Source organism: Paraburkholderia antibiotica, assembly GCF_012927125.1.
In the GTDB taxonomy this organism is placed as follows: Bacteria; Pseudomonadota; Gammaproteobacteria; order Burkholderiales; family Burkholderiaceae; genus Paraburkholderia; species Paraburkholderia antibiotica.
This window is the reverse complement of the sequence record NZ_JABBFZ010000001.1, coordinates 341904-367098: the sequence shown is the minus strand read 5'-3', so window position 1 is coordinate 367098 and position 25195 is coordinate 341904. Positions and strand designations below refer to the sequence as shown.

General features: G+C 63.2%; 24 protein-coding genes. 3 read left to right on the top strand and 21 right to left on the bottom strand.

The genetic code is table 11. From position 1 onward, the window contains the following. Window positions 1-2 precede the first annotated feature (2 nt). From rnc to HHL14_RS01655, 17 genes are all read right to left on the bottom strand, one after another. Window positions 3-1286 (bottom strand): ribonuclease III, encoded by a 1284-nt coding sequence (rnc, locus tag HHL14_RS01735; protein ID WP_169495859.1) that lies wholly within the window; start codon window positions 1284-1286, stop codon window positions 3-5. A 196-nt stretch (window positions 1287-1482) separates the two neighbouring features. Beyond that, window positions 1483-2376, bottom strand: coding sequence for a signal peptidase I (gene lepB, locus HHL14_RS01730; RefSeq protein ID WP_169495858.1), 894 nt, complete (start codon window positions 2374-2376; stop codon window positions 1483-1485). 18 nt (window positions 2377-2394) lie between these two features. Then, window positions 2395-4188, bottom strand: a complete 1794-nt coding sequence (gene lepA / locus HHL14_RS01725) for a translation elongation factor 4 (protein ID WP_169495857.1) — start codon at window positions 4186-4188, stop codon at window positions 2395-2397. 257 nt (window positions 4189-4445) lie between these two features. Beyond that, the gene (locus tag HHL14_RS01720; protein ID WP_169495856.1) at window positions 4446-4739 is read right to left on the bottom strand and encodes a glutaredoxin family protein; all 294 of its coding nucleotides are present in this window, start codon (window positions 4737-4739) and stop codon (window positions 4446-4448) included. Then, on the bottom strand, window positions 4736-6253 hold the full coding sequence (locus HHL14_RS01715; RefSeq protein ID WP_169495855.1) for a DegQ family serine endoprotease: 1518 nt from the start codon (window positions 6251-6253) through the stop codon (window positions 4736-4738). The genes HHL14_RS01720 and HHL14_RS01715 overlap by 4 nt, the downstream gene beginning before the upstream one ends. Window positions 6254-6291: 38 nt before the next feature. Further along, window positions 6292-7335, bottom strand: coding sequence for a MucB/RseB C-terminal domain-containing protein (locus tag HHL14_RS01710; RefSeq protein WP_169495854.1), 1044 nt, complete (start codon window positions 7333-7335; stop codon window positions 6292-6294). A 4-nt stretch (window positions 7336-7339) separates the two neighbouring features. Then, window positions 7340-7951, bottom strand: a complete 612-nt coding sequence (locus tag HHL14_RS01705) for a sigma-E factor negative regulatory protein (RefSeq protein ID WP_169495853.1) — start codon at window positions 7949-7951, stop codon at window positions 7340-7342. Between the two features lie 92 nt (window positions 7952-8043). After that, the gene (gene rpoE, locus HHL14_RS01700; protein WP_006051939.1) at window positions 8044-8643 is read right to left on the bottom strand and encodes an RNA polymerase sigma factor RpoE; all 600 of its coding nucleotides are present in this window, start codon (window positions 8641-8643) and stop codon (window positions 8044-8046) included. A gap of 101 nt (window positions 8644-8744) precedes the next feature. Next, window positions 8745-9224 carry a hypothetical protein gene (locus HHL14_RS01695; protein WP_407945247.1) on the bottom strand — a complete coding sequence of 160 codons (480 nt, stop codon included), beginning with the start codon at window positions 9222-9224 and terminating at the stop codon, window positions 8745-8747. A gap of 41 nt (window positions 9225-9265) precedes the next feature. Then, complete coding sequence (gene fabF / locus HHL14_RS01690) at window positions 9266-10504, bottom strand: beta-ketoacyl-ACP synthase II (protein ID WP_169495851.1); 1239 nt, start codon at window positions 10502-10504, stop codon at window positions 9266-9268. Window positions 10505-10760: 256 nt separating this feature from the next. Continuing rightward, a complete protein-coding gene (acpP, locus tag HHL14_RS01685; RefSeq protein WP_004197638.1) occupies window positions 10761-11000 on the bottom strand; it encodes an acyl carrier protein in 240 nt (79 codons plus the stop codon). Between the two features lie 151 nt (window positions 11001-11151). Next, window positions 11152-11901, bottom strand: coding sequence for a 3-oxoacyl-ACP reductase FabG (fabG, locus tag HHL14_RS01680; protein WP_169495850.1), 750 nt, complete (start codon window positions 11899-11901; stop codon window positions 11152-11154). Window positions 11902-12017: 116 nt separating this feature from the next. Further along, window positions 12018-12953, bottom strand: a complete 936-nt coding sequence (fabD, locus tag HHL14_RS01675; RefSeq protein ID WP_169495849.1) for an ACP S-malonyltransferase — start codon at window positions 12951-12953, stop codon at window positions 12018-12020. Between the two features lie 121 nt (window positions 12954-13074). Beyond that, window positions 13075-14064 (bottom strand): beta-ketoacyl-ACP synthase III, encoded by a 990-nt coding sequence (locus HHL14_RS01670; protein WP_169495848.1) that lies wholly within the window; start codon window positions 14062-14064, stop codon window positions 13075-13077. After that, window positions 14064-15170 carry a phosphate acyltransferase PlsX gene (gene plsX, locus HHL14_RS01665; protein WP_169495847.1) on the bottom strand — a complete coding sequence of 369 codons (1107 nt, stop codon included), beginning with the start codon at window positions 15168-15170 and terminating at the stop codon, window positions 14064-14066. Before plsX ends, HHL14_RS01670 begins: the two co-directional genes overlap by 1 nt. Window positions 15171-15293: 123 nt before the next feature. After that, window positions 15294-15473: a 50S ribosomal protein L32 gene (gene rpmF, locus HHL14_RS01660; RefSeq protein ID WP_006401275.1), complete on the bottom strand. Its 180-nt coding sequence runs from the start codon at window positions 15471-15473 to the stop codon at window positions 15294-15296. 102 nt (window positions 15474-15575) lie between these two features. Then, complete coding sequence (locus HHL14_RS01655; RefSeq protein ID WP_169495846.1) at window positions 15576-16232, bottom strand: DUF177 domain-containing protein; 657 nt, start codon at window positions 16230-16232, stop codon at window positions 15576-15578. A 348-nt stretch (window positions 16233-16580) separates the two neighbouring features. Here HHL14_RS01655 and HHL14_RS01650 point away from each other — a divergent pair, with 348 nt between their 5' ends. After that, window positions 16581-17198 carry a Maf-like protein gene (locus tag HHL14_RS01650; RefSeq protein WP_169495845.1) on the top strand — a complete coding sequence of 206 codons (618 nt, stop codon included), beginning with the start codon at window positions 16581-16583 and terminating at the stop codon, window positions 17196-17198. Further along, complete coding sequence (locus tag HHL14_RS01645) at window positions 17195-17914, top strand: SAM-dependent methyltransferase (protein ID WP_169495844.1); 720 nt, start codon at window positions 17195-17197, stop codon at window positions 17912-17914. The genes HHL14_RS01650 and HHL14_RS01645 overlap by 4 nt, the downstream gene beginning before the upstream one ends. An 89-nt stretch (window positions 17915-18003) precedes the next feature. Here HHL14_RS01645 and HHL14_RS01640 read toward each other — a convergent pair whose 3' ends face one another. Genes HHL14_RS01640 through HHL14_RS01625 form a run of 4 tightly spaced genes read right to left on the bottom strand, consistent with a single transcriptional unit; the run spans window position 18004 to window position 21131 of the window. Continuing rightward, window positions 18004-19005: a S49 family peptidase gene (locus HHL14_RS01640; protein ID WP_169495843.1), complete on the bottom strand. Its 1002-nt coding sequence runs from the start codon at window positions 19003-19005 to the stop codon at window positions 18004-18006. Window positions 19006-19037: 32 nt separating this feature from the next. Continuing rightward, the gene (locus tag HHL14_RS01635; RefSeq protein WP_169495842.1) at window positions 19038-19448 is read right to left on the bottom strand and encodes a Rieske (2Fe-2S) protein; all 411 of its coding nucleotides are present in this window, start codon (window positions 19446-19448) and stop codon (window positions 19038-19040) included. Further along, a complete protein-coding gene (locus HHL14_RS01630; RefSeq protein WP_169495841.1) occupies window positions 19445-20104 on the bottom strand; it encodes an HAD-IA family hydrolase in 660 nt (219 codons plus the stop codon). The genes HHL14_RS01635 and HHL14_RS01630 overlap by 4 nt, the downstream gene beginning before the upstream one ends. Continuing rightward, the gene (locus HHL14_RS01625; protein ID WP_169495840.1) at window positions 20097-21131 is read right to left on the bottom strand and encodes an RluA family pseudouridine synthase; all 1035 of its coding nucleotides are present in this window, start codon (window positions 21129-21131) and stop codon (window positions 20097-20099) included. The genes HHL14_RS01630 and HHL14_RS01625 overlap by 8 nt, the downstream gene beginning before the upstream one ends. Before the next feature lie 738 nt (window positions 21132-21869). Between HHL14_RS01625 and HHL14_RS01620 the strand changes: the two genes are divergently transcribed. Beyond that, a complete protein-coding gene (locus tag HHL14_RS01620) occupies window positions 21870-25136 on the top strand; it encodes an Rne/Rng family ribonuclease (RefSeq protein WP_169495839.1) in 3267 nt (1088 codons plus the stop codon). Window positions 25137-25195: the final 59 nt, after the last annotated feature.

Here is a 25195-nt window from a genome sequence, read left to right as displayed (position 1 = left end):
AATCAATGGCCCGCGTCGGCGACGCGCGTTTGCACCGCGTCGGCAACGCCGGGTTCGTGTTCGGCGGGCGCCGGAGCCGCCGGTGCTGCGGTGGCGGTCACGCCCGGCGCGAGCGCGCCTGGCGCGGCTTCGCGGCTGCGCGGGCGGTCTGCTGCGCGGGCCGGTGTGGAAACGGCTTCGGATTTGAGGTCGGGGGTTTTGTCGGCGGGCTTGTCGACAGGTTTATCGGCGACTTTATCGCCGACATGCAGGAGCGGCCGATCGGCTTTTTCCGCCCTGTCGGCCTTGTCGGCGCGCTCCGCCTTGTCCTGCGCGCTGTACTCGACGTGCGCGGCACGAATTACCGCGAGCGGCGCACCGGCGACCGCAGGCGCGGCGCGCTCGGCTACGGTCTTTTCCGCGCCGGACTTTTCCGTGGCGAGCTTCTCGGCAGACGCTTCCGACGCCGCCACCGTGCGCCCTTCGCCGCGCGCCGTCCCGCGATCCTGCTTGCGATCCGGCGTGCGCAGATCCAGCGCGGTCTGCACCCCCGTCACGCCCGGCACGATTTCCAGCTCGGCGTTTTTCGCGGCACGCGCGCCCTTCGAGCGCTTCGGCTTCGCGACCACGGCGGGCGCCGCGGCCATCACTTCGTCGAGCGCCTTCTTGGCGGCCGCCTGCTCCGCCGCGCGACGGCTCGCGCCCGAGCCGGACACTTTCACGTCCAGCTTCGGCACCGTGCATTCGACTTCGAATTGCTGATTGTGCGCCGCACCATGGGTCGCGACCACCGTATAGGTCGGCAGCGCGATCTTGTGACCTTGCAGATACTCCTGCAGCAGCGTCTTCGCGTCCTTGCCGAGCGTGCGCGGATCGATATGGTCGAGAATCGGCACGTACAGACGCTTGATGACCGTCTGGGCGGCATCGAAGCCGCCGTCGAGGAAAATCGCGCCCAGCACCGCTTCCAGCGTATCCGCAAGGATGGACGGCCGGCGGAAACCGCCGCTGCGCAGCTCACCCTCGCCGAGCCGCAGGCCTTCGGAGATATTGAGTGCCTGAGCGATTTCGTAAAGCGACTGCTGTTTGACCAGATTGGCGCGGACCCGCGACAGGTCGCCTTCGTCGAGCTTGCCGAAACGTTGGAACAAAAGCGCAGCCACCGCGCAATTCAGAACGGAGTCGCCGAGAAATTCGAGCCGTTCGTTATGCGTGGAACTATGACTGCGGTGTGTTAAAGCCTGACGCAACAATTCCGCATTGCGAAATTCATAGCGCAAACGGCTTTCCAACGGAGATAGGGGCATGGGCAGAGTATAACGCGGGCGCCTGACCCGGCGGAAACGCGGGGCGCCAGCGGAAAAAGCGTGGTGAAGCGACGTTACCGCGAGTTCTTAAAGTAGCGTGGCAACACGCCGCGATCGAGATAACCGGAAGGCCGGTTATTCGCGCGGCGTGCCTGAGCAATCATGCGTCGAACGTCATGCGATCGACGCACGCGACTCACTGGAATGTGCCGATACGTTTCAGATCGCTGAAATTCATCCAGATAAAGAACGCGCGACCGACGATATTGCCTTCCGGTGCGAAACCCCAGTAACGGCTATCCGCGCTGTTGTCGCGGTTGTCGCCCATCATGAAGTAATTGCCCGGCGGCACTTTGCAGATCACGCCGCGCGCGTTGTACGTGCAGTTGTCGCGATACGGATAATCTTCCGCGCCGACGATAAACGGAGGCACCGCCGGATTATTCAGAATCGCGTTCTTGCGACCGTCGATATCTTCCTGAAACTGCTTCGCATAACCGAGGCGTTCTTCGTCGAGATAATCGGCCAGCGGCGTTTCGGGCACCGGCTTGCCGTTGATCGTGAGTTTCTTGTCCTGATACTCGATCACGTCGCCCGGCAGACCGATCACGCGCTTGATGTAGTCGACCGATTCGTCCTTCGGATAACGGAACACCACCACATCGCCACGTCGAACCGGACTGCCCTGCGTGATCCGGGTATTGGTGATCGGCAGACGCAGACCGTACTCGAATTTATTGACGAGGATGAAGTCGCCCACCAGCAGCGTCGGCACCATCGAACCCGACGGAATCTTGAACGGCTCGACCACGAACGAGCGCACCACGAACACGACCAGAATCACCGGGAAAAAGCTCGCCGTATATTCGAGCCACCACGGTTGACGCAGTTTGTCGTCACGCAGACGCGAGCGCGTTTGCACGGCGTTCTCATCGGCGAAACGCTCGCCGATGCGTGCCTGTTGACGGTCGAACTCGGCGACCGCGGCTTCCGCCGCGCGGCGTCGTGCCGGCAGGAAAACCAGTTTGTCCGCGACCCATGCGACGCCCGTCAAAACGACGAGCACAAAAAGAATCAGCGCAAAATTCATAGGGTTCCGTTATTCAACTTATTTGTCTTCGACACGCAGAATCGCAAGGAAAGCCTCCTGTGGGATTTCAACCGAACCCACCTGCTTCATGCGCTTCTTACCTGCCTTCTGCTTTTCGAGCAGCTTCTTCTTACGCGTAATATCGCCGCCGTAGCATTTTGCCAGCACGTTCTTACGCAACGCTTTAATGTTTTCGCGCGCAATAATGTTCGAACCGATGGTGGCCTGCACCGCCACGTCGTACATCTGACGCGGAATCAGCTCGCGCATTTTCGCCGCCACTTCGCGGCCGCGATACTGGCTCTGCGAACGGTGCACGATGACCGACAAGGCGTCGACCTTGTCGCCGTTGATCAGCATGTCGACCTTCACGACGTCCGACGCGCGGTATTCCTTGAACTCATAATCCATCGACGCGTAGCCGCGCGAGATCGACTTCAGACGATCGAAGAAATCGAGCACGACTTCGCCCATCGGGATTTCATACGTGAGCTGAACCTGGCGGCCGTGATACTGCATGTTGATCTGGTTGCCGCGCTTTTGCGTACACAGCGTGATCACCGCGCCGACATAGTCTTGCGGCATGTACAGATTCACGGTGACGATCGGCTCGCGCACTTCCTCGATCTTCGACGGCTCCGGCATCTTGGCCGGATTCTCGACCATCAGCGTGGTGCCGTCGCGTTGCAGGACTTCGTAGACCACGGTCGGCGCCGTGGTAATCAGGTCCATGTCGAACTCGCGCTCGAGACGTTCCTGCACGATCTCCATATGCAGAAGACCAAGGAAGCCGCAGCGGAAACCAAAGCCGAGTGCCTGCGACACTTCCGGCTCGTACTGGAGCGACGCGTCGTTCAGCTTGAGCTTTTCGAGCGAATCGCGCAGCGCGTCGTACTGGTTCGCTTCGACCGGGTAGAGGCCCGCGAACACCTGCGGCTTCACTTCCTTGAAACCGGGCAGCGGCTCGGCCGCCGGCTGGCCGACCAGCGTGACGGTATCGCCGACCTTCGCCGCCGCCAGCTCCTTGATGCCGGCGATGATGAAGCCCACCTGCCCCGCCGACAACGCTTCGAGATTCTTCGACTTCGGCGTGAAGACGCCGATATGTTCGACCGGATACTGCGCGCCGGTCGCCATCAGACGGATCTTGTCCTTCGGGCGCAGCGTACCGTTGACGATACGCACCAGCATCACGACACCGACGTAGTTGTCGAACCACGAGTCGATGATCAGCGCCTGCAGCGGCGCTTCCGGATCGCCCTTCGGCGCCGGTACTTTCGCGATCAGCGCTTCGAGCACGTCTTCGACGCCGAGGCCGGTCTTCGCGCTGCAATGCGTGGCGTCGGCCGCGTCGATGCCGATAACGTCCTCGATTTCGGCGATCGCGTTCTCAGGGTTCGCAGCCGGCAGGTCGATCTTGTTGAGCACCGGCACCACTTCCACGCCAAGTTCGATGGCCGTGTAGCAGTTAGCGACAGTTTGCGCTTCAACACCCTGACTCGCGTCGACGACGAGCAGCGCGCCTTCGCACGCGGACAGCGAACGGCTGACTTCGTACGAGAAGTCGACGTGCCCCGGCGTGTCGATCATGTTCAGGTTGTAGACGCGCCCGTCACGCGCGCGATACGTCAGCGCGGCGGTTTGCGCTTTGATGGTAATGCCGCGCTCGCGCTCGAGATCCATCGAGTCGAGCACCTGTGCTTCCATCTCGCGGTCGGACAGGCCGCCGCAAATCTGGATGATGCGATCGGCGAGCGTCGACTTGCCATGGTCGATGTGCGCAATGATCGAGAAGTTACGAATATGATCCATTCAGTGCCGATCAAGCGAAAAGGCGCGCCCGGACAATAGCGGAGCACGCCTTGTAAGTAGGTGAAAAACCTATCTATTTTAGCCGAAAAGGCTATCGGCCGGCGTATCTTGCAAAGCCCGGACCGAAAGACAGCGCAGAAGATGCGAGAAATTCAGCGAAAGCAGCGGGAAAGGCGTGCGTGAATCGATGCGATTCGCTGTGTTCATGTGAGGTTGAGATGACGCAACGGACGAACCGACCGCGCAACCATGCCGCTTCAGGGTGCCGCTGCACGACGTGCGTAAGGCGTCGCATCAGGTGTCACCGCAGCCATCAACGCAGCGCGCACGCGCGCTTCGTCGAGATGGTAGTGACATAGCTCGGCGCCCTCGAATACCAGAACCGGCACCAGCTCGTTATAACGCGCCTCAAATAACGGGTCGGAGTCGACATCGACCACCGTTACCTGCGCGCCGAACTCGGCCAGCAATGGCTCGAGCGCGGCGCGCATGTCCTCGCACAAATGGCACCACGCGCGCCCATAGAGCGTGAGCGATGCCGTTTTCGTCATTTCTGCGCGCGCGGACGGATCGGCACGAACTGCGTGTTGTCGCCACGTCGCACCAGCAATGCGGCCATCTTTTGCGAATCGAGATGCGAGGTCAGATCGTCGAACTGCTTCGCGCTCGTGACGTCCGTATCGCCGACTCGCAGGATGATGTCGCCCTTTTGCAACCCGACGCGCACCGCCGGACCGTCGACCGCATCGATCTGCACGCCGTTGTGAAGCTTCAGCGCTTTCTGCTGATCGGCGGGAATGTCGCTGACGGCGATGCCGAGCGCGTTGGTTGCGCGTTGCTTCGGTGCCTGCGGCTTCTTCTGATCGGCCTTCGCGACCTTGTCCGCCTGCATTTCGGCGATCGTGACCAGCAATTCGTGCGTCTGTCCCTTGCGCCAGATCGTCAGCGTCGTCTTCGTGCCGGGCTTCGTGTCGCCGACCATGCGCGGCAGATCCGTCGCGGTATCGACCGAATGGCCGTTGAACTTCAGGATGATGTCGCCCGGCTGCACGCCGGCTTTATCGGCCGGGCCGCCCGGCTCGACGCTACTGACGAGCGCGCCCTGCGCCTTCGGCAAGCCGAGCGAATCGGCCACATCTTTCGTGACTTCACCGATCGCCACCGCAATCCGGCCACGCACCACCTTGCCCGAATTCTTCAACTGATCGGCCACGCGCATCGCCTCGTCGATCGGAATCGCGAACGAAATGCCCATGAAACCGCCCGTGCGACTATAGATCTGCGAATTAATGCCGATCACTTCGCCCTGCATGTTGATCAACGGACCGCCCGAATTACCCGGGTTGACGGCCACGTCGGTCTGGATAAACGGCAGATAGTCGCCGGTATCGCGCCCCTTCGCGCTGACGATGCCGGCCGTCACCGTATTTTCGAGCCCGAACGGCGAACCGATCGCGACGACCCATTCGCCGACGCGCACCTTGTTCGAATCGCCGATCGTAATGGTCGGCAGGTTCGCCGCGTTAATCTTCACGACCGCGACGTCCGTGCGGTCGTCGACGCCGATCAGCTTCGCCTTGAACTCGCGCTTGTCGGTCAGCGTCACGTAAATGGTGTCCGCATCGTCGACCACGTGCGCGTTGGTCATCACGTAGCCATCCGCCGACAGGATGAAGCCGGAGCCCACGCCGCTGTTCTGTTCAGGATCGCTGTTGTCCGGCGAATCCGGGCTGCCGCCACTCCCGCCGCCACCGTTATCGCCGCCGCGCGGCGACGGCGAGCCCGGAGATTGCGGCGACTGCGGCAACGGGATGCCGAAGAAGCGGCGGAAAAATTCCGACATGTCGCCGTCGTCCATACCCGGCGGCAGACCGCCGCGAGCACTGCCGCCCGACACGCGCGTGGTCGTGCGAATGTTGACGACCGCCGGGCCGACCTTATCGACGAGATCAGTGAAGTCAGGCAGATTGGCGGCGGGAGCCGCCGACGCCATATGCGGCACGAGCGGCAAACACGCCGCCACCACGACGGCCGCGAGGAATTTGCGCACCGAAAAAGTCGTCATATCGTAGCAAGCCGAGGGGATTTCAGGATTCGGAAGGGTTACTTCGAAGCTTTGTATTCTATGGCAGACGCGAACTGCTGCAACGTGGTTTGGGGCACTTCTCCCAGCAGGGTTATCCAGAAGTTGCCCTGACGTTTAACGAGGACGTGCGTCGCGCCGCTATTGCCCGTACCTTCCTTGCGCGTATTGTTCTCGACCGGCTCGACGAACACCGAAATCGCCGCAAGACCGTCGGAAAATACCGCCTGATCGACCGGGATCGGCGGCTGCCCCGCTTCGCGCGAAGCCATCGGCCGGCGCAGTTGACGGATCATGCGAAAGCCCGGCACCGACGGCGCGATCTGCCAGCCTTGCGCGGCCATGTCGACCGGTTCGACCGGCGGACGCACAACAGTCCAACCCGCGAGGTTACGAATGCCATTGACGATGGCCGCCTTGTCGACCGGCACACCGATGCGAACTTGCGTGAATGACAGCTGTTCGAGCACCTGACCGCTCGGGTCGAGCGTTTGCGCGCGCAGCAGCAATCCCGTCTTTTTATCGGACCACAGCTTGTACGCGAACCGGTAGGCGTCTTTCGGGTCAAGCTCCATCACCTGGCTGTCGGTGCCCGCGACGCGGTCGTCGCCAAGCATCTTCGGCTCGTAGACGGATAGCACCTGGTCGCCGTTGACGGCCAGCAGCGCCGGGAAGGAATCTTTGTTCTGCCGCTTTTCGACGACCACCAGACGCCGTTCCGGCACGAACGTGTACATGTCATCGTTATGCCGCAGCATTTTGCGCGGCTTGCCGTCGAGGCTTTCGAGCTGCTCGAACTGGCCGTCGGCATGGGAGGAATAATGCGCGATACGCGACGTCTGCACGAAATCGCCGCGCTGATAGACGAACGCGCCCTCATAGTTCTGCTGTTGGGCAGCCTGATGGATGCGGTCGAGCAATTCAGCCGCCGTACGACGTACGGCGGCCGGATCGGCTGTTTGTGCGAAGACCCGCGGTGTGGCGGACAACAATACGGCTGCGCAGAACAGGAATGCCGGCAACCGCCCCCAGATAGTCGTTTTTTTCAACCGCGAAGTCTGCATCAAACTATTGGCCCTGCGTGGAGACTGAGGCAGCGCGAATCACGGGCATCGCGCCTGCCATTGCCGGTTGTTGCGCGAACTGCTGGTGAGCTTCGAGGTATTGATCGAGGCTCGCGTCGCGAATGATGTTGGAGTCTTGCGACGACGGCACCGACGCCATCGCCACACGCTGCACCGAGTCGCCGTGCGACTGGAGCGACGCGAGTTGCGCGCCCGGACCGCCCGGCACGCCCTGCAATTGCGGCACGACGATCCAGGTCAGCGTGGCGGCGGCAGCGGCCACCGCAAAGGCCGGCACGACCCGGCGACGCAACCCGAGCAGCCGGCGCGCAACCGGTGCGGCGGCCGGCGCCAGCAGATGCGGCTCGCTTTCGAGCCGCGCGGCAAAGCCGCCCAGAAATGCACTGCTGCGTGCCGGACTCACCGCCAGATCGTCCGAGCGCAGCGCGTCGCCGATCAGGTGATAGCTCGACCAGGCGGCACGATCGTCGCCATCGAGTTCTGCAAGAAACTTGTCCAGATTCAAATGCTCCTCGTCGAACAGCTCACCGTCGACAAAGGCGGACAGACGCTCGCCGTGCGAGCCCACCTGCGATTGCATCGAGACCGACCCCATGATGCTCCCCATCTTACAAATACCCCGTAGTGACACCACTAAACCAGATATTGCACCTATGCCCCGTCAACCGGCCGGCCGCCCTGAAGCGTTTACCAGCGCTTGCCTTCGGGAGTGTCAAGCAACGGGCGCAATTTTGCCGCAATGGCTTCGCGAGCGCGGAAAATTCGTGATCTGACTGTGCCAATTGGGCAACCCATCATCTCCGCGATTTCTTCGTAGCTCAAACCCTCAATTTCTCGAAGAGTAATGGCGGTGCGCAATTCTTCCGGTAAAACCGCCATCGCAGCATTGACCGTCTCAGCGATCTGCTTGCTCATCAACATCGACTCAGGCGTGTTGATATCCCTTAGTTGGTCGGCGTCAGAGAAAGTTTCAGCTTCTTCAGCATCCGCTTCGGTCGAGGTCGGTGCGCGCCGGCCCTGGGTAGCAAGGTAGTTCTTCGCGGTATTCACCGCAATCCGGTACAACCACGTATAAAACGCCGACTCGCCACGAAACTGCGGCAACGCGCGATACGCCTTGATAAAAGCGTCCTGCGCGACGTCTTCGACTTCGGCGGGGTCCCGCACGAGACGCGAGATCAGCCGGAGAATCTTGCGGTGGTATTTGGAGACCAGAAGCTCGAAGGCGGCCTTGTCGCCCTTCTGGACGCGCTCGACCAGCACCTGATCAATTTCTTTTTCGCTCACCTGATAAATCCGTTAACTATAGGGCGCATGGCGGGGGATCATTGTAGCGTCCCCCTCGTGAGGGCACGTTACTACGGTAACAGCGGTTACAGTCGTTACAGTCAGGCGCCGGCCGCACGCCGGCCCAGCACGGCAAGCTCCCGGAAGACCGCGGCCGGCAAGGCATCGGCGGCGAATAGCAGGGTGCGCGAGCGGCTATGCAGACGTCGCATCGGGCGCCCCTCGTTTTCGAGCCCGAGCACCAGCAAGCGGTCGCTCCACTGCGCGCAACCGACCACGCGGCCTTGCGCAAGCAACCCGCCCGCGCGATCCCAGACGGAGAGCTCGCCCGGTCCGATATGCAGCGCGGCAGGCTGCGCCGCATCATGTCTTGCCGCGCCCAGCGCAAGCAGCGCGGCAACGGCAAGTGTCAACGGAATGGCCTGCCACGCACCCAGATGAGATGCGAGGCAGACATAAACAGCCAGAGTCGCGGTCAGCACGAACACACCCATCGCAACGCGGAGCGCGAACGAACGACGCAGCGCAATGCGCTGCGTCGCCCTGCCCGACGTTGCCGGCTCGAGGGAATGCGCCGGCAAGGCCGGCTTCGTGGACTGACGCGCCACCCGTGATCAGGCGATCACGCGCGCTTGAACACCAGCGTGCCGTTCGTGCCGCCGAACCCGAACGAGTTCTTCAGCGCGACGTCGATCTTCATCTCCCGCGCGGTGTTCGCGCAGTAGTCGAGATCGCAGGCCGGGTCCTGGTTGAAGATGTTGATGGTCGGAGGCGAAACCTGGTGATGCACGGCGAGCACCGTGAACACCGATTCCAGACCGCCGGCGCCGCCCAGCAGGTGACCCGTCATCGACTTGGTCGAGTTCACGACCATGTCCTTTGCGTGGTCGCCGAACGCGCGCTTGATGCCGGTGGTTTCCGCCAGATCGCCGAGCGGCGTGGAGGTGCCGTGCGCGTTCAGGTAGTTCACCTGATCAGCATTGATGCCTGCGTTCTTCAGCGCGGCCAGCATGCAACGGCGCGCGCCGTCGCCATCTTCGAGCGGCGCGGTCATGTGATACGCGTCGCCGCTCATGCCGTAGCCGCCGACTTCCGCGTAGATCTTCGCGCCACGCGCCTTCGCGTGCTCGTACTCTTCGAGCACCATCACGCCGGCGCCTTCGCCGAGCACGAAGCCGTCGCGGTCTTTGTCCCACGGACGGCTCGCGGTCGCCGGATCGTCGTTGCGTTGCGACAGCGCGCGCGCCGCCGCGAAGCCACCGATACCGAGCGGCGACACGGTCGATTCCGCGCCACCGGCGATCATCACGTCGGCATCGCCGTATTCGATCAGGCGCGAAGCCTCGCCGATGCAGTGCAGACCGGTCGTGCACGCGGTGACGATCGACAGATTCGGACCCTTGATGCCGAACTTGATCGACAGATGGCCGGAGATCATGTTGATGATCGAAGCCGGCACGAAGAACGGCGAAATCCGACGCGGGCCACGATTGAGCAGCTCGGTCTGGGTGATTTCGATCATCGGCAGACCGCCGATGCCCGAACCGACCACCACGCCGATGCGCTCGGAATTCTCGTCGGTGACTTCGAGGCCGCTGTCCTGCATCGCCTGGATGCCCGCAGCCACGCCGTAATGGATGAACGTGTCCATGTGGCGTGCTTCCTTACCGGGGATGTAGTCCTCGATATTGAAGCCCTTCACCTCGCCGGCGAAACGAGTCGAGAAGTTCGACGCATCGAACTTCGTGATATTGGCAATCCCAGACTTGCCGGCGACCAGATTGGCCCAGCCATCGGCAACATTATTGCCAACAGGCGAAATCAGCCCCAGGCCTGTAACAACAACACGACGGCGGCTCACGGTAACCCCTTTTTCATAGATGACAAAAGCAAAAGCCACAGCGGCCACAGGAATTTGCCCTGTGTGCCCTGTGGCTGTTTAAGTCGGCAATCGCGCGGAAAATTGCGCTGTCAGCATGTCCGGCTCCTGCATGGCAAGCGGCGTGGCGAATGGTGATCCAGAAGACACGCCCGAAAGCGTCAACCCTGCTGGCGCCGCCAGGCGGCACGGCAGGGCGTCATGCGCGGCCAGTGCAGAAACGCAGGCGCGAATGACCTTAGGCCTTGACGTTCGCGCGAGCGTAGTCGATTGCTTGCTGAACGGTAGTGATCTTCTCGGCTTCTTCATCCGGAATTTCCATGCCGAATTCGTCTTCGAGGGCCATCACGAGCTCAACGGTGTCGAGCGAGTCAGCGCCGAGATCGTTCACGAACGACGCTTCGTTCTTGATTTCCGCTTCCGCAACGCCCAGTTGTTCCGCGACGATCTTCTTGACGCGCTGTTCGATATTGTCCATTACCCCTCCAAGGGAAAAGAAGTTCAAAAATACAGGTGCGCGCATTTTATCAGGTTTGACCCGGCAAAAAAGCTGCGCATCGGGTTCCTGTCGACGCATGCGCCTCGTGCTTTTACTAACGCATCAAGGCGCGGATAGTAACCGAATTTGGTTACTGCATATACATGCCGCCGTTCACGTGCAACGTCGTGCCGGTGATGTAGCCCGCCTGCGGCGACGCGAGAAACGCGACCGCATGCGCGATGTCGTCCGGACTGCCGAGGCGGCCAAGCGGAATCTGCGTCTTCAGCGCGGTCTGCTGTTCTTCCGGCAACGCCTTGGTCATGTCGGTATCGATGAAGCCCGGCGCCACACAGTTCACGGTGATGCCGCGGCTGCCGATCTCGCGTGCGAGCGCGCGCGTCATGCCCGCAACGCCGGCCTTCGCGGCCGCATAGTTGATCTGCCCCGGGTTGCCGGCCGAGCCGACCACCGACGTGATGTTGATGATGCGGCCGCCCTTCGCTTTCATCATCGGGCGCAGCACCGCGCGCGACAGGCGGAACACCGACTTCAGGTTGGTGTCGATCACCGCGTCCCAGTCGTCGTCCTTCATACGCATCGCCAGTTGGTCCTGCGTGATGCCGGCGTTGTTCACGAGCACGTTGAGCACGCCGAATTCCTTGACCGTACCGTCGATCAGCGCTTCGGCCGCGGCCGCGTCGTTGACGTCGAGCACCGCGCCGCGACCGTTCACGCCGGCCGCCTTGAACGCTTCGCTGATGGCGGCCGCGCCGCTTTCGCTGGTCGCGGTGCCGATGACCGTCGCGCCCTGACGCGCGAGTTCCATCGCGATCGCACGGCCGATACCGCGCGATGCGCCCGTCACGATTGCGATCTGCTTGTCGAGAGTCTTTTCCATCTGTCAGTCCGGATGCCCTTTAAAGGGCTCGTTGATTTTTGTTGATTCTGGGTGTCGAAGCGTGCCGCGTTTTGCGCGGCACGTGCCCTACCGAAGTCGCTTTGCGAACAGCGCGTTCAGCCTGCCGTCACGAGCTTCAGCGTTTCTTCGAGCGACGCCGGATCGAACACCGACGCGCCGGCGAGATTGCCGTCGATACGCTTGGTCAGACCCGCAAGGACCTTACCCGGGCCGCACTCGATCACGTGCGTGACACCCTGCGCGGCCATCGCCTGAACGCACTCGACCCAGCGCACCGGACCGGCCGCCTGGCGCACCAGCGCGTCCTTGATGCCGGCCGGCTCGTTGACGACGGCGACGTCGACGTTGTTGATGACCGGAATCGACGGTACCTGCAGGTCGATGCTCGCGAGGTATTCGCGCAGCTGATCCGACGCGGGCTTGAGCAGCGACGAGTGGAACGGCGCCGACACCGGCAGCGGCAACGCGCGCTTCGCGCCCTTCGCCTTCGCAACTTCGCAGGCTTTCTCGACCGCAGCCTTGTGACCGGCGATCACGACTTGCGCCGGCGCATTGAAATTGACCGCCTCGACGACACCCGCCGCCGACGCTTCCGCGCATACCGCGCGCACCGTGTCGTCGTCGAGGCCGAGAATCGCGGCCATGCCGCCTTCGCCCACCGGCACCGCGGTTTGCATCGCCTGCGCGCGGAAACGCACGAGCGGCACCGCGTCGCGAAACGCGAGCGCGCCGGCCGCGACGAGCGCCGTGTATTCGCCAAGACTGTGACCGGCGACGATCGCCGGCGCCGGGCCGCCTGCCTGCTGCCACGCGCGATAGATCGCGTAGGCCGCGGTCAGCATGACCGGCTGGGTGTTGGTGGTGAGATTGAGATCTTCGGCAGGGCCTTCGGCGATCAGTTTGCCGAGGTCCTGATTGAGTGCGTCGGAGGCTTCCTGAACCGTCTCACGCACGATGGCGTGATCGGCAAAGGCGTTGAGCATGCCGACCGTCTGCGAGCCTTGCCCAGGAAAAACGAACGCGAATTTCATATCGTCCCCAAAATCGGTTTAATCGGATGTGACGGCCGGCCGAGGCGCGCTGCATGGCGCGCGCACTGTTCCGACCGCCGCACGGGCGCCGCCAGCGGCGCCCTGCGAGGCGTCGTCGCGCTCAGTAGCGGATGACCGACGCGCCCCACGTAAAGCCGCCGCCAACGCCTTCGATCAGCACGTTCTGGCCGCGCTTGATACGGCCGTCGCGCACCGCGACGTCGAAGGCGAGCGGAATGGACGCCGCCGACGTGTTGCCGTGCTCGCCCACCGTGACGACCATGCGTTCCTGCGGCAAGCCGAGCTTGCGGCAGGTGCTTTGCATGATGCGGATATTGGCCTGATGCGGAATCAGCCAGTCGATCTGCTCCGGCTTCAGGTCCGCTTTGGCCAGCGCTTCGATCGCGACCTTTTCGAGCACGTTGACCGCGAGCTTGAACACCGCCTGGCCGTCCATGTGCAGGAACGCGCTACCCGCCACCACACCGCCGTTCACGTTGCCCGGCGTACAGAGAATGTTCGAATGGCTGCCGTCCGCGTGCAGCGCGCTCGCGAGCACGCCGGGTTCGTCGGACGCCTGCAGGATCACCGCGCCCGCGCCGTCGCCAAACAGCACGCAGGTGGTGCGGTCGTTGAAATCGAGAATGCGCGAGAACGTCTCCGCGCCGATCACCAGCGCCGTGCGGTGCTGGCCGCTGCGGATCAGGGCATCCACCGTCGCGACCGCGTAGGCGAAGCCGGAACAGACGGCTTGCACGTCGAACGCGGCGCCGTGATTCTTGATGCCGAGTTTGTTCTGCAGCAGGCAGGCGGTGCTTGGGAAGACGAAATCAGGGGTGGAAGTGGCGACGACGATCAGGTCGATGGACTGCGGATCGATGTCCGCCGCTTCGATCGCACGCTGCGCGGCGATCAGGGCGAGGTCGCTGGTGGTGACGTTCGGCTCGGCGAAATGACGCGCATGGATGCCCGTGCGCGCGACGATCCATTCGTCACTGGTCTCGACGCCCTGCTTCGCGAGACGCTCGGCGAGCTCCTGATTGGTGATGCGCTGCGACGGCAGATAGCTGCCGGTGCCCAGCACGCGGGAATAGATGTTGGATTGAGCCATTATGCCTTCGAGGATTGCGCAGCGTAGGGCTCGGCCGGCTGGCCTGCGGTCGGGCTTGCGTGACCCGCACCGCTTGCGTCGCGCGCCGCCTGTTCGAGAGAACCCGCGTTCTCGTCCATTGCCCGCGCAAGGCGCTCCAGCACGCCGTTTTTGACGGCATCATACCCGCGTTTGATGGCCCACTCAAACGCGTAGGCATCGGCGGAACCGTGGCTTTTTATCACGAGGCCACGCAGGCCGAGCAGCGCGGCACCGTTGTACTGCCGATGATCGACACGCTTCTTGAAACGCATCAATACCGGCAGCGCGAGCACCGCCATCACCTTGGTCAGCCACGAACGGCCAAACTCTTCCTTGATGATGTTGGACAGCATCTGCGCGAGACCTTCCGACGTCTTCAGCGCAACGTTGCCGACAAAGCCATCGCAGACGATCACGTCCACGGTGCCTTTGTAGATATCGTCGCCTTCGACGTTGCCGTGAAAGTTCAGTGTACTCGCGCGCAGCAGTTCGCCGGCGCGTTTGATGATGTCGTTGCCCTTGATGACTTCTTCGCCGATGTTGAGCAGGCCGATGGTGGGCCGCTCTTTTCCTTCGAGCGCGGACACGAGCGCGTGCCCCATCTCGGCGAACTGCAGCAGATGCTGCGGCTCGCAATCGACGTTGGCGCCCAGGTCGAGCATCATCGTGTAACCGGTGGGATTGGGCAGGGCGAACGCGATGGCCGGGCGTTCGATGCCCGGCAGCGTTTTCAGCACATAACGCGAGACCGCCATCAGCGCGCCGGTATTGCCGGCGGAAATGCAGGCTTGCGCCTCGCCTTCCTTGACGCGATTGAGCGCCACGCGCATCGACGAATCTTTCTTCTTGCGCAGCGCGACCTCGACCGGATCGTCCATCGCGACGACCTCGGTAGCAGGCACGACGGTCAACGCCGGCAGATCCTGAGCCTTGAGCTTCTTCAGCTGCGCACGAATCGCACTTTCAATGCCGACGAGCAACAGTTGCGCGTCAGGATGCGAACGAACGAAGTTGACGGCAGCGGGAACGGTCACGGACGGGCCGTGGTCGCCTCCCATGCAATCTATCGTGAGCTTTACTGTCATGGAGTGCGACGAATTTCAGACACAAAAAAGCGGCAGTTGAATGCCGCCTTTTTGCCGAACCGGGAAAATGTCAAGCGAGCCGATCGCCACGCGAAACGCCGCAGGGCGCATCGCAGTGAACGATTAGTCGTTCTTCGTCTTGACGACTTTCTTGCCGCGATAGTAGCCGTTCGGGCTAATGTGGTGACGCAGATGCACTTCGCCCGTGCTCGGCTCGACGGCCAGCGGCGCTGCCGTGAGGAAATCGTGCGAACGGTGCATACCGCGCTTCGACGGCGACTTCTTATTTTGTTGAACTGCCATGACTAACTCCTAAAAATTTTCCGAATTCTAACACAGCCCGATACAGTCTCCGCCACTGGCCAGATGGCCAATGCAACCGCATCGCGCTACCCTGCAACTTGTTCAGTGCTTCCTGCCGCCCGGCTCGTCGCGCTTCAGACTTTCGAGCGCCGCAAACGGATTGCGCCGCTCACCGGACTGCTCCGGCTCGCCGGCCTCGCCCGCCTGGTCTTGCGCGGCTTCGTCGCCCTCGCCTTCGCTGCCGTCCACACCCGAGACAAGACTCTCGTGCACTTCAGGACAGACCTCGTGCTTGGGCACGAGCGGCAAGGAAAGCAGCAACTCTTCTTCGATCAAGTCGACGAGATCGAACTGGCGCGAGCCCACGATCACTTCGACTTCATCCTCGTCGAGCGGAAACTCTTCGGCTTCCGCCTCCGTATTGACGATCCGGTAAGTTGCATCGACGTTGAACGCCTGCGAATACGGCGTCAAGCAGCGCTGACATTCGAGCCACGCGGAACCGTGAATCGCCAGCCGCAGATAAGGCTGGGGACCTTCGGTGCCGTCGTCCTGCAATTCCGGCTGCGTCGCCCCTTCGGCCTGCCAGGTGAACGCGGTGTCGCGATCTGGCGCTTCCGCCGGGACTTCGTTTAACATGCGCGGCAGTTGCGAGACGCGCACGACACCCGCGGCCTGACGCCCGCTCCGCGCAAATTCGAACAGATCGAGTTCATGCGGGTCGGACAGACCTGCAGGTTTGCCAGGATGTTGAGTCATGTGCGCTCCTGCGTCGACAAACTATATGTTGCCGGGGTGATCCGCGACGGCGAAACCTTCGCGAAGATAAACCGGTGTGCCAGCCAGTGGATTTGCGGCCTTCGATTTGCAACCGTTTTTTGCGGCAATCGCGGCCTTTGAATCGCGGCCCTCTCAACCCGCTCAACGCTTCCCGCAGCTTTCAGACTACCGGAAGAAGCCGAACGCGCCGAGCCCATCTAGGGCAAGCATACCGTGAAAAGCCCAAAATTATATCCGTTTTGTCTTTTCGAGTCAAACACTTAAGCCCGTACGTGCGCGAACTCCGCGCAACCCCGTACGACCCGCCTCCCTAGCCGCCGTTTATCCATGTCCGATTCCCCCAAACGCCCGCCACGTCTGATTCTGGCGTCGAGTTCGCGCTATCGACGCGAGTTGCTCGAACGTCTGCGCGTGCCGTTCGACGTCGTCGTCCCCGCGATCGACGAAACCCCGCTCGCCGGCGAAACGCCCGAAGCGACCGCACTGCGCCTGTCCGAAGCCAAAGCCCGCGCGGTTGCCAAAGGGCTCCCCGCCGACGAACACGCGCTCGTGATCGGCTCCGACCAGGTCGCCACCTACGATGGCCTGCAGATCGGCAAGCCCGGCACGCACGCGAAAGCGCTCGCGCAATTGCAGGCGATGCGCGGCCGCGAGGTGCTGTTCCATAGCGCGCTGTGCCTGTTCGACAGCGCGACGGACCACGCGCAATCCGTCGACGTCGTCACCCGCGTGCGTTTCCGCAACCTGCCGGACACCGCGCTCGACGCTTATCTGCACGCCGAAACGCCCTACGATGTCGCCGGCAGCGCGAAATCCGAAGGGCTCGGCATCGCGCTGCTGGAGGCGATCCATTCCGACGATCCGACCGCGCTCGTCGGCCTGCCGCTGATCGCACTGTCGAGCATGCTGCTCGCAGCCGGCTACCCGCTTCTGGAGGCGCAATGAGCGGCACTCTGTATCTGATCCCCAACACGCTCGGCGAAGGCGACGCGAACGCACTCGAGCTCGTGCTGCCGGCGCCGGTGCGCGCTCGCGCGGCATCGCTGCACTATTACATTGGCGAAAACGCCAAAACCACCCGAGCGTTCCTGAAGAAAGTCGGCACCGAACGGCCGATCCAGGAAATCGAGATTCGCGAGCTGAACGTCAACACGCCGGCCGGCGAGATCGACCGGCTGCTCGCGCCTTTGCTCGCCGGCACCGACGCGGGCCTCGTCTCCGAAGCGGGCTGCCCGGCCGTTGCCGATCCGGGCGCGCTGCTGGTGCGACGCGCGCACGAGCGCGGCGTGAAGGTCGTGCCGCTGGTCGGGCCGAGCTCCATCCTGCTCGCCTTGATGGCCTCGGGCCTGAACGGCCAGAGCTTCGCATTCCACGGCTACCTGCCCGTCGATGCCGCCGAGCGCGCGAAGCGTCTGCGGGATCTTGAGCAGCAGTCACGCAAGGCGAAGCAAACGCAGATCTTCATCGAGACGCCCTACCGCAATCGCGCGCTGCTCGACACCCTGCTTGCGACCTGCGCGCCGTCGACGCTCGTCTGCGTGGCCGTCGATCTGACCCTGCCGTCGGAAACGATCGCGAGCCGCACCGTCGCTGACTGGAAGAAGAAACCGGAACTCGATCTGCACAAGCGGCCGGCGATTTTCCTGATTCTGGCCGTCTGAACGCGCCAGTCGCGCAGAAATGAAAAAGCCCGCGCAATCTACGACGATTGCGCGGGCTTTCTTATTGATAGCAGCGTGATAACAGCGGATCAATGCAGGTTCAGCTTCGTACCCAACGCCATCGCCCGCATCGCGCCAGCACCGACCGCTGCGCCAAACTTGCGCGCAACACGATCCGTAATGCTCTCTTTGACGGTGTAATCGATGATATCCGGCGCCTTGAAGATTTCCCGCGCGACGTAGTCCGGATCGCCAAAGCCATCGGCGAGGCCGAGTTCGACGCTCTTCTGACCGGTCCAGAACAGGCCCGAGAACATATCGGGCGTCTCATGCAGGCGCTTGCCGCGCCCCTGACGCACGGCATCGATGAACTGGGCGTGAATCTGATCGAGCATCGCCTGTGCATGTTCGTTCATCTTCGGCGTTTCCGGCGAGAACGGGTCGAAAAAGCCCTTGTTCTCACCCGATGTGTGCAAGCGGCGCTCCACCCCGAGCTTGTCCATCAGCCCGGTAAAGCCGAAGCCTTCCATCAGCACGCCGATCGAACCGACGATGCTGGCCTTGTCGACGTAGATCTTGTCGGCCGCCGCTGCTGCGTAATAGCCGCCCGACGCGCACATGTCGCCGACCACGACGTACAGCGGGATCGACGGATATTTGCCACGCAGCCGATGAATCTCGCTATTGATGATGCCCGCCTGCACCGGACTGCCGCCAGGACTGTTGCAGTACAGGATCACGCCCGCGGTGCCGGAATCCTCGAAAGCGGTATCGAGTGCAGTGTTGATATCTTCGGCGTTTGCTCGCGTATCCGATGCGATTTCACCTTCAATCGACACCATCGCCGTGTGCCGCCCGGTGGTCGCGACGCGCTCGCCGGAGAAATTGACCGCGCCCCAGACAATCAGCGCAAACACGACGAGGAACAGGAAACGGAAGAAAATCCGCCAGCGACGCGCCGCCCGCTGCTCGTTGATCGCCGCGAGCGCAATACGCTCGAGCGCGGCGCGCTCCCAGGCCGGTTCATTGGCAGGCGCGCCGGGACGGTCACCCGGAGTCGGGTCCTTCTCTGGGGTCAAATTGTCGGACATGCGGGCAGTCTAAAGAGGGGGAAAGGGAGAAATCAGGATCTGGCGGGCAGCAAATCACCGTCGGGTAGCCAGAATACCGCACGGCCTTCAGACGTATCGCGCTCCTCGACCTGCAGGGGACGCAATTTGCCGCCGCGACATGGTCCACCGACGCATTTGCCGCTATCCGGCGCGTAAATCGCGCCATGAGTTGCGCACATCAAGTATAAGCCTGACGATTCGAAGAACTGCCCTTCCGACCAGTCCAGCTCCATCGGCACGTGCGCGCAGCGGTTCAGATAGCCGTATGCGCGCCCGTCGTAACGGACGAAAAACACCACGACGTCCTGCCCGTCGAGCCGCGCGTCACGCCGTACGCCATTACCGCCGTCGACCAGCTCGTCCGCCGCGCAGATCCGCACGGCCGCGCAAGCGTCGGTTTCCGCCACGCCGCCGGCGCTCACGCGTTCTCCCGCAACCAGCCGCACAGATCGCTCACGCTCGACGCGACGAATTTCGGCTCCAGCGCATTCAGCGAATTGGCCGGATGTGCACCGTAAGTAACGCCAATTCCAGCGACTCCGGCGTTAATTGCCATCTGCAGATCGTGCGTCGTATCGCCGATCATCACCGTGCGCGCGTTATCCTGCCCCAATTCGCGGGTCAACTCGTGCAGCATCGCCGGATGCGGCTTCGAGAACGTTTCGTCGGCGCAGCGGGTGCCGTCGAAAAGACTCGTCAGGCGCGCCTGGTCGAGCGCGCGGTTCAGGCCGACGCGGCTTTTGCCGGTCGCCACCGCGAGCAGATAGCCGAGATCGCGCAACTCCTGCAGCATGTCCCGCACACCCGGGAACAACTCGGTGGTCTGATCCTTGACCAGATAATGAAAGCGGTAGCGCTCCGAAAGACGCGGATAGTCGGCCGGATCGAGCGTCGGCGCGGCCATTTGCAGCGCGTCACGCAGTCCGAGACCGATGACGTAGCTCGCGGCTTCGTCGGCGGGAACCGGCAGGCCGAGATCGCGGCACGCCGCCTGGATGCTGCGCGTGATGTGCACGGTCGAATCCATCAGCGTGCCATCCCAGTCAAACACGATCAGATCAAATTGCTCTCTAGCCATGCAAGGTCGTCTCCGGGTTGAACCCCGTGCGTAATTCGTTGAGTTGTTCGATGAAACCGCGGCACTCCGCGGGCAGCGGCGCTTCGAGCTGCAGCGGCGCGCCGGTGGCCGGATGCGTAAGCTTCAGCCGATAGGCATGCAGGAACATCCGCTTGATGCCCGGCTTCGCGTTGGCGCGCGCCAGCGCCTTGTTGAGCGCAAAGTCGCCGTATTTGGCATCACCGATGATCGGCAGTTCCAGATGCTGCAAATGCACACGAATCTGGTGCGTTCGACCGGTCTTCAGCTCCGCTTCCAGCAGCGCATAACCCGGCCAGTGGTCAACCAGATTGAAGACCGTATGCGACGCGAGCCCATCCGGCTGCACGCGCACGCGGCGCTCGCCGTCGGCGGTCAGGTATTTGTGTAGCGGTTCCTTGACCGCGCGGCGGCGGCCCCAGTCGCTCGCCCATTCGCCGTGCACGCACGCGTAATAGCGCTTGTCCATCCGGTTTTCGCGAATCTGCTCATGCAGATTGACGAGCGCCGCGCGCTTTTTCGCCAGCATCAGCACGCCGGACGTCTCGCGATCCAGCCGATGCACCAGCTCGAGGAATTTTGCCTGCGGCCGCGCCTCGCGCATCTGCTCGATCACGCCGAACGCAACGCCGCTGCCGCCATGCACCGCGACACCGGCAGGCTTGTCGATCACGAGCAGATGCTCGTCTTCGAACAGGATCGGGAATCCGCCGGCGGGCACCGGCGCGGGCGCGGCCTCGTTCGGCTGGGCGATGCGGATCGGCGGGACGCGCACCAGATCGCCAAGTTCGAGCCGGTATTGCGCGTCGATCCGGCCCTTGTTCACACGTACTTCGCCGCTCCGCAAAATGCGATAAATATGGCTCTTCGGTACGCCCTTGCAGACGCGCAACAGGAAATTGTCGATGCGCTGCCCGGCCGAGCTGTCGTCGATTTCGATCAGCGAGACCTGGTCGCTCGCGACCACGCCTGTAACCGATCTCTGGGATGTTTTGCCTAACTCTTTCATTCTGAATATAATTTGCCCAGCAGTCCGCGGCAGCCGGCGCAGAGTCCAGCGTCCGGAGTGCGGGTGGATTGCGCGAGCGCAAGCGATAAACCGTTATTTTACTTGCGCCGGGGTCTGGTTGCTCACCCTGCAAATGAGATGCAACAAGTTGCACGCACGAAGTCGGTACCCGGCAGGGACGGCGCCCACAGGCGCGTTCGGTCAACGGTCGGCTTCGACGGTAACGGAATTTTGGTAAAAAAGAATTTAGCTTTCAGCTTCGTGATCCGGGTGGTATGACGCCCTGCTGGATGAAGCTGCAAGTAGCGAAAATACGGCGTGCGCCCGAGACGTCTTGTAGAGAGTACAAGACATGGCGACGTCAAAAAATGAAGCGAGACACCCCCAGCAGGAAAAGACGCGCCGCCTGCGCGAACTTCCCGTTGCGGCACGACCGCGGCTTTCGCCGTCCGCTCGTGCGCCCAGTTGGCGCGCCGGCATGACGGAACCGGAGCTTGTGATGGTCTGCTGGCGGAACGGGGCGTGTCAGGTCATGATTTGAAGCCGTGTTCGCATGTGCCCTACGGCACCGAGCCCATTCTTGATGGGGCCGGGCCTTCTCAGGCAATTCTCCCGCCATCATTCCCGCTCCAGCGTGCTTGTGAAAACACAATAAGACGCGGCACGCCGCTGCCCTCCCTTGCTCTCGCGACTGACAACCGCGCAGCTGGGCCGGCGAGGCCGCTCTGGAGCCGTTCAATGAAACGAATGTTGTTCAACGCGACGCAGCAGGAAGAACTGCGCGTCGCCATCGTCGATGGGCAAAAACTCATCGATATCGACATCGAAACCGCCGGCCGCGAACAGCGCAAAGGCAATATCTACAAGGGCATCATCACGCGCATCGAGCCGTCGCTCGAGGCCTGCTTCGTCAATTACGGCGAAGACCGCCACGGCTTCCTGCCGTTCAAGGAAGTCGCCCGCCAGTACTTCCGCGAAGGCGTCGATATGCGTTCCGCACGCATTCAGGACGCGCTCAAGGAAGGCCAGGAACTGATCGTTCAGGTCGAAAAGGAAGAGCGCGGCAACAAGGGCGCTGCCCTGACCACGTTCATCTCGCTCGCCGGCCGCTATCTGGTGCTGATGCCGAACAACCCGCGCGGCGGCGGCGTGTCGCGCCGCATCGAGGGTGACGACCGTCAGGAACTGCGCGAAACCATGGCGCAGCTGCAACTGCCGGAAGGCATGAGCATCATCGCGCGCACGGCCGGCATCGGCCGCAGCGCCGAAGAGCTGCAGTGGGACCTGAACTACCTGATGCAACTGTGGCGCGCGATCGAAGCCGCGTCGCAAAGCGGCTCGACCGGTCAGCCGATGCTGATCTATCTCGAATCGAGCCTCGTGATCCGCGCCATCCGCGATTACTTCCAGCCCGATATCGGCGAAATCCTCATCGACACGACCGAAATCCATGACCAGGCACGCGCCTTCATGGATATCGTGATGCCGGATAATGTCAGCAAGGTGAAGCGGTATCATGACGACGTGCCGCTGTTCTCGCGCTTCCAGATCGAACACCAGATCGAAACCGCGTACTCGCGTACGGTGCCGCTGCCGTCGGGCGGCGCGATCGTGATCGACCACACCGAAGCGCTCGTCGCGATCGACGTGAACTCGGCACGCGCCACCAAGGGTGCGGACATTGAGGAAACGGCCGCGCGCACGAACCTCGAAGCCGCCGACGAAGTCGCCCGCCAGCTGCGTCTGCGCGACCTGGGCGGCCTGATCGTGATCGACTTCATCGACATGGAATCGGCCAAGAGCCAGCGCGAAGTCGAGCAGCGCCTGAAAGACGCGCTCAAGCACGACCGCGCGCGCGTCCAGATGGGCAAGATCTCGCGCTTCGGCCTGATGGAGCTGTCGCGCCAGCGTCTGCGCCCGGCCCTCTCCGAAGGCAGCCACGTGACCTGCCCGCGCTGTAACGGCACGGGCCACATCCGCGATACCGAATCGTCCGCGCTGCAAGTGCTGCGGATCATTCAGGAAGAAGCGATGAAGGAAAACACCGCGGCGATCCACTGCCAGGTGCCGGTCGAAGTGACCGCCTTCCTGTTGAACGAAAAGCGCGCCGAGATCAACAAGATCGAGTCGCGTTTCAAGGTCAACGTCGTGCTGATCCCGAACAAGCACCTCGACACGCCGCACTACAAGCTCGAGCGTCTGCGTCACGACGATGCGCGCCTCGACGACCCGCGCGCATCGTGGAAAATGGCCGAGGAAGCGGCCCGCGAACTGGAGTCGGAAACCGGCTACAGCAAGCGTACCGAGGAAGTGAAGCCGAAGCAGGAAGCGGCGGTCAAGGGCATCACGCCTGAAAAGCCGGCGCCGAGCGCACCGGTTCGCCCGGCTGCTGCCCCGGCTCCGGTCGCGGTGACGCCGGCAAGCGGCGGCTTCATCGGCTGGCTGAAGAATCTGTTCGGCATGCAGCCCGCTGCGCCGGCGCCGGCCGCACCGGTCACGGCCGACAAGCAGCAGGCCCGTCCGCAACGCGGCGAACGCACGGAGCGCGGCGAGCGCACCGGTGAGCGTGGCGGCGATCGCAACCGCAACCGTCGTGGCGGCGCAGGCGGCCGCGATACGGCAGCACGCGGCGAGGGCGCAACCGGCGGCCGTCAGGCACAAGGTCAGCAGCCGTCGCAGCGTCGCGAGGAACGCGAACCGCGCGAAGGCCGTGAATCGCGTGAAGCACGCGAAGGCCGCGAGCCGCGCGCTCCCCGTGAGCAGCGCGAGGCCCGTGAAGGTCGTGAACCGCGTGAAGCACGCGAGGGTCGCGAACGCGAGAACCGCGGTGCCGAGCGCGCCGAAGCTGTCGACGGTGCACGCGCCGAACGCCAGGAACGCGGCGAGCGCCGTGAACGTGGCGAACGCGCGGAGCGCGGCGAGCGTCGCAAGCCGCAGGCGGAAGCCGCCGCGGCAGCACTGACGCAAACCGCCGACACGCAAGCCGCCGACGAACAGGCACGCAACCGCGTGCTGGTGGATGAAAACGGCGCGCCGATCGATCAGGAAGCGGTCGCGCGTGACGGTGAAGAGCGTCGTCGCCGCCGCCGGGGTCGTCGTGGCGGCCGTCGCGAGCGCGAAGAGGACGTGAACGGCAATCTCGTCGCGGATGGCGCGGAAGAAGGCGATAACGTCGCCGCCAGCGACGAAGCGCCAGTGCGCGCCGCCGAGCCGGTCGAGCATCAGGCTGAAACCAGCGAAGCGAAGCATGTGACGCCGGTCGAAGTGGTCGTCGCCGCTGTCGCGACGGAAACCGCGGTCGTGACCGAGTTGCACGCTGCCGCCGAAACGCCGGCTCTGGCTCCGGAAAGCGCGGCCAAGACGGAAAAGGTCGTGCCGGTTGAACAGGCTCCGGTCGAGCCGGCAGCGGCAGCCGCCGAAGTCGCTCCGGTCGCTGGCGAGACGCTTTCGCCGGTCGAACCGATCCAGCCAGTCGAGCCGGTCGCCCGTACCGAAGCTCCGGCTCCGGCATCGTTCGAGACCCCGGCTCAGGCTCCAGTTCAGGCTCCGGCAGCCACCCCGGCCGTCGAAGCACAGCCGGCAGCGGCAGTCGAGGCGCAAGCCGAAGTCCAGGCCGCCCCTGCCGCGCTCGAAACCGCGGCTCCGGCCACGGTCGTCGCGGCTCCGGCTGCCGAGCCGGCACCGCAAGCCGAGATCGTCGAACCGCAGCCGGTCGTGACAACGGAACCGGCTGCAGTCGAGCCGGCGCCGGTCGTCGCGGTACAACCCGCAGCACAACCCGTGGCGCAGGCTCCGGCCCGTGCCGCGTCGGCGGATGCACTCAAGCCGGTCCTCGAACAGGCCGGTCTGATCTGGGTGAACACCGACGCCGACAAGCTGCGCGCCGCGCAGGAAGCGGCGGCGCAAACGGTCAAGCCGGCGCGCGTAGTCCGTGAACGCAAGCCGCTGCCGGCGGCCGATAGCACGCCGATGCAGCAGGTCGAGACGGTCAAGCATCAGCAGTAAGCAGCGTCGCAGGGTCCCGCCGGGACTCTTGCATCCCCGCGAAAAAGCCCGCCCTTCCC

What these genes read in the sequence shown, in the direction of transcription:
- rnc (WP_169495859.1), bottom strand. Translation starts at nt 1,286, where the DNA reads ATGCCCCTATCTCCGTTGGAAAGCCGTTTGCGCTATGAATTTCGCAAT.
- lepB (WP_169495858.1), bottom strand. Translation starts at nt 2,376, where the DNA reads ATGAATTTTGCGCTGATTCTTTTTGTGCTCGTCGTTTTGACGGGCGTC.
- lepA (WP_169495857.1), bottom strand. Translation starts at nt 4,188, where the DNA reads ATGGATCATATTCGTAACTTCTCGATCATTGCGCACATCGACCATGGC.
- HHL14_RS01720 (WP_169495856.1), bottom strand. Translation starts at nt 4,739, where the DNA reads ATGACGAAAACGGCATCGCTCACGCTCTATGGGCGCGCGTGGTGCCAT.
- HHL14_RS01715 (WP_169495855.1), bottom strand. Translation starts at nt 6,253, where the DNA reads ATGACGACTTTTTCGGTGCGCAAATTCCTCGCGGCCGTCGTGGTGGCG.
- HHL14_RS01710 (WP_169495854.1), bottom strand. Translation starts at nt 7,335, where the DNA reads ATGCAGACTTCGCGGTTGAAAAAAACGACTATCTGGGGGCGGTTGCCG.
- HHL14_RS01705 (WP_169495853.1), bottom strand. Translation starts at nt 7,951, where the DNA reads ATGGGGTCGGTCTCGATGCAATCGCAGGTGGGCTCGCACGGCGAGCGT.
- acpP (WP_004197638.1), bottom strand. Translation starts at nt 11,000, where the DNA reads ATGGACAATATCGAACAGCGCGTCAAGAAGATCGTCGCGGAACAACTG.
- fabG (WP_169495850.1), bottom strand. Translation starts at nt 11,901, where the DNA reads ATGGAAAAGACTCTCGACAAGCAGATCGCAATCGTGACGGGCGCATCG.
- fabD (WP_169495849.1), bottom strand. Translation starts at nt 12,953, where the DNA reads ATGAAATTCGCGTTCGTTTTTCCTGGGCAAGGCTCGCAGACGGTCGGC.
- HHL14_RS01670 (WP_169495848.1), bottom strand. Translation starts at nt 14,064, where the DNA reads ATGGCTCAATCCAACATCTATTCCCGCGTGCTGGGCACCGGCAGCTAT.
- plsX (WP_169495847.1), bottom strand. Translation starts at nt 15,170, where the DNA reads ATGACAGTAAAGCTCACGATAGATTGCATGGGAGGCGACCACGGCCCG.
- rpmF (WP_006401275.1), bottom strand. Translation starts at nt 15,473, where the DNA reads ATGGCAGTTCAACAAAATAAGAAGTCGCCGTCGAAGCGCGGTATGCAC.
- HHL14_RS01655 (WP_169495846.1), bottom strand. Translation starts at nt 16,232, where the DNA reads ATGACTCAACATCCTGGCAAACCTGCAGGTCTGTCCGACCCGCATGAA.
- HHL14_RS01650 (WP_169495845.1), top strand. Translation starts at nt 16,581, where the DNA reads ATGTCCGATTCCCCCAAACGCCCGCCACGTCTGATTCTGGCGTCGAGT.
- HHL14_RS01645 (WP_169495844.1), top strand. Translation starts at nt 17,195, where the DNA reads ATGAGCGGCACTCTGTATCTGATCCCCAACACGCTCGGCGAAGGCGAC.
- HHL14_RS01640 (WP_169495843.1), bottom strand. Translation starts at nt 19,005, where the DNA reads ATGTCCGACAATTTGACCCCAGAGAAGGACCCGACTCCGGGTGACCGT.
- HHL14_RS01630 (WP_169495841.1), bottom strand. Translation starts at nt 20,104, where the DNA reads ATGGCTAGAGAGCAATTTGATCTGATCGTGTTTGACTGGGATGGCACG.
- HHL14_RS01625 (WP_169495840.1), bottom strand. Translation starts at nt 21,131, where the DNA reads ATGAAAGAGTTAGGCAAAACATCCCAGAGATCGGTTACAGGCGTGGTC.
- HHL14_RS01620 (WP_169495839.1), top strand. Translation starts at nt 21,870, where the DNA reads ATGAAACGAATGTTGTTCAACGCGACGCAGCAGGAAGAACTGCGCGTC.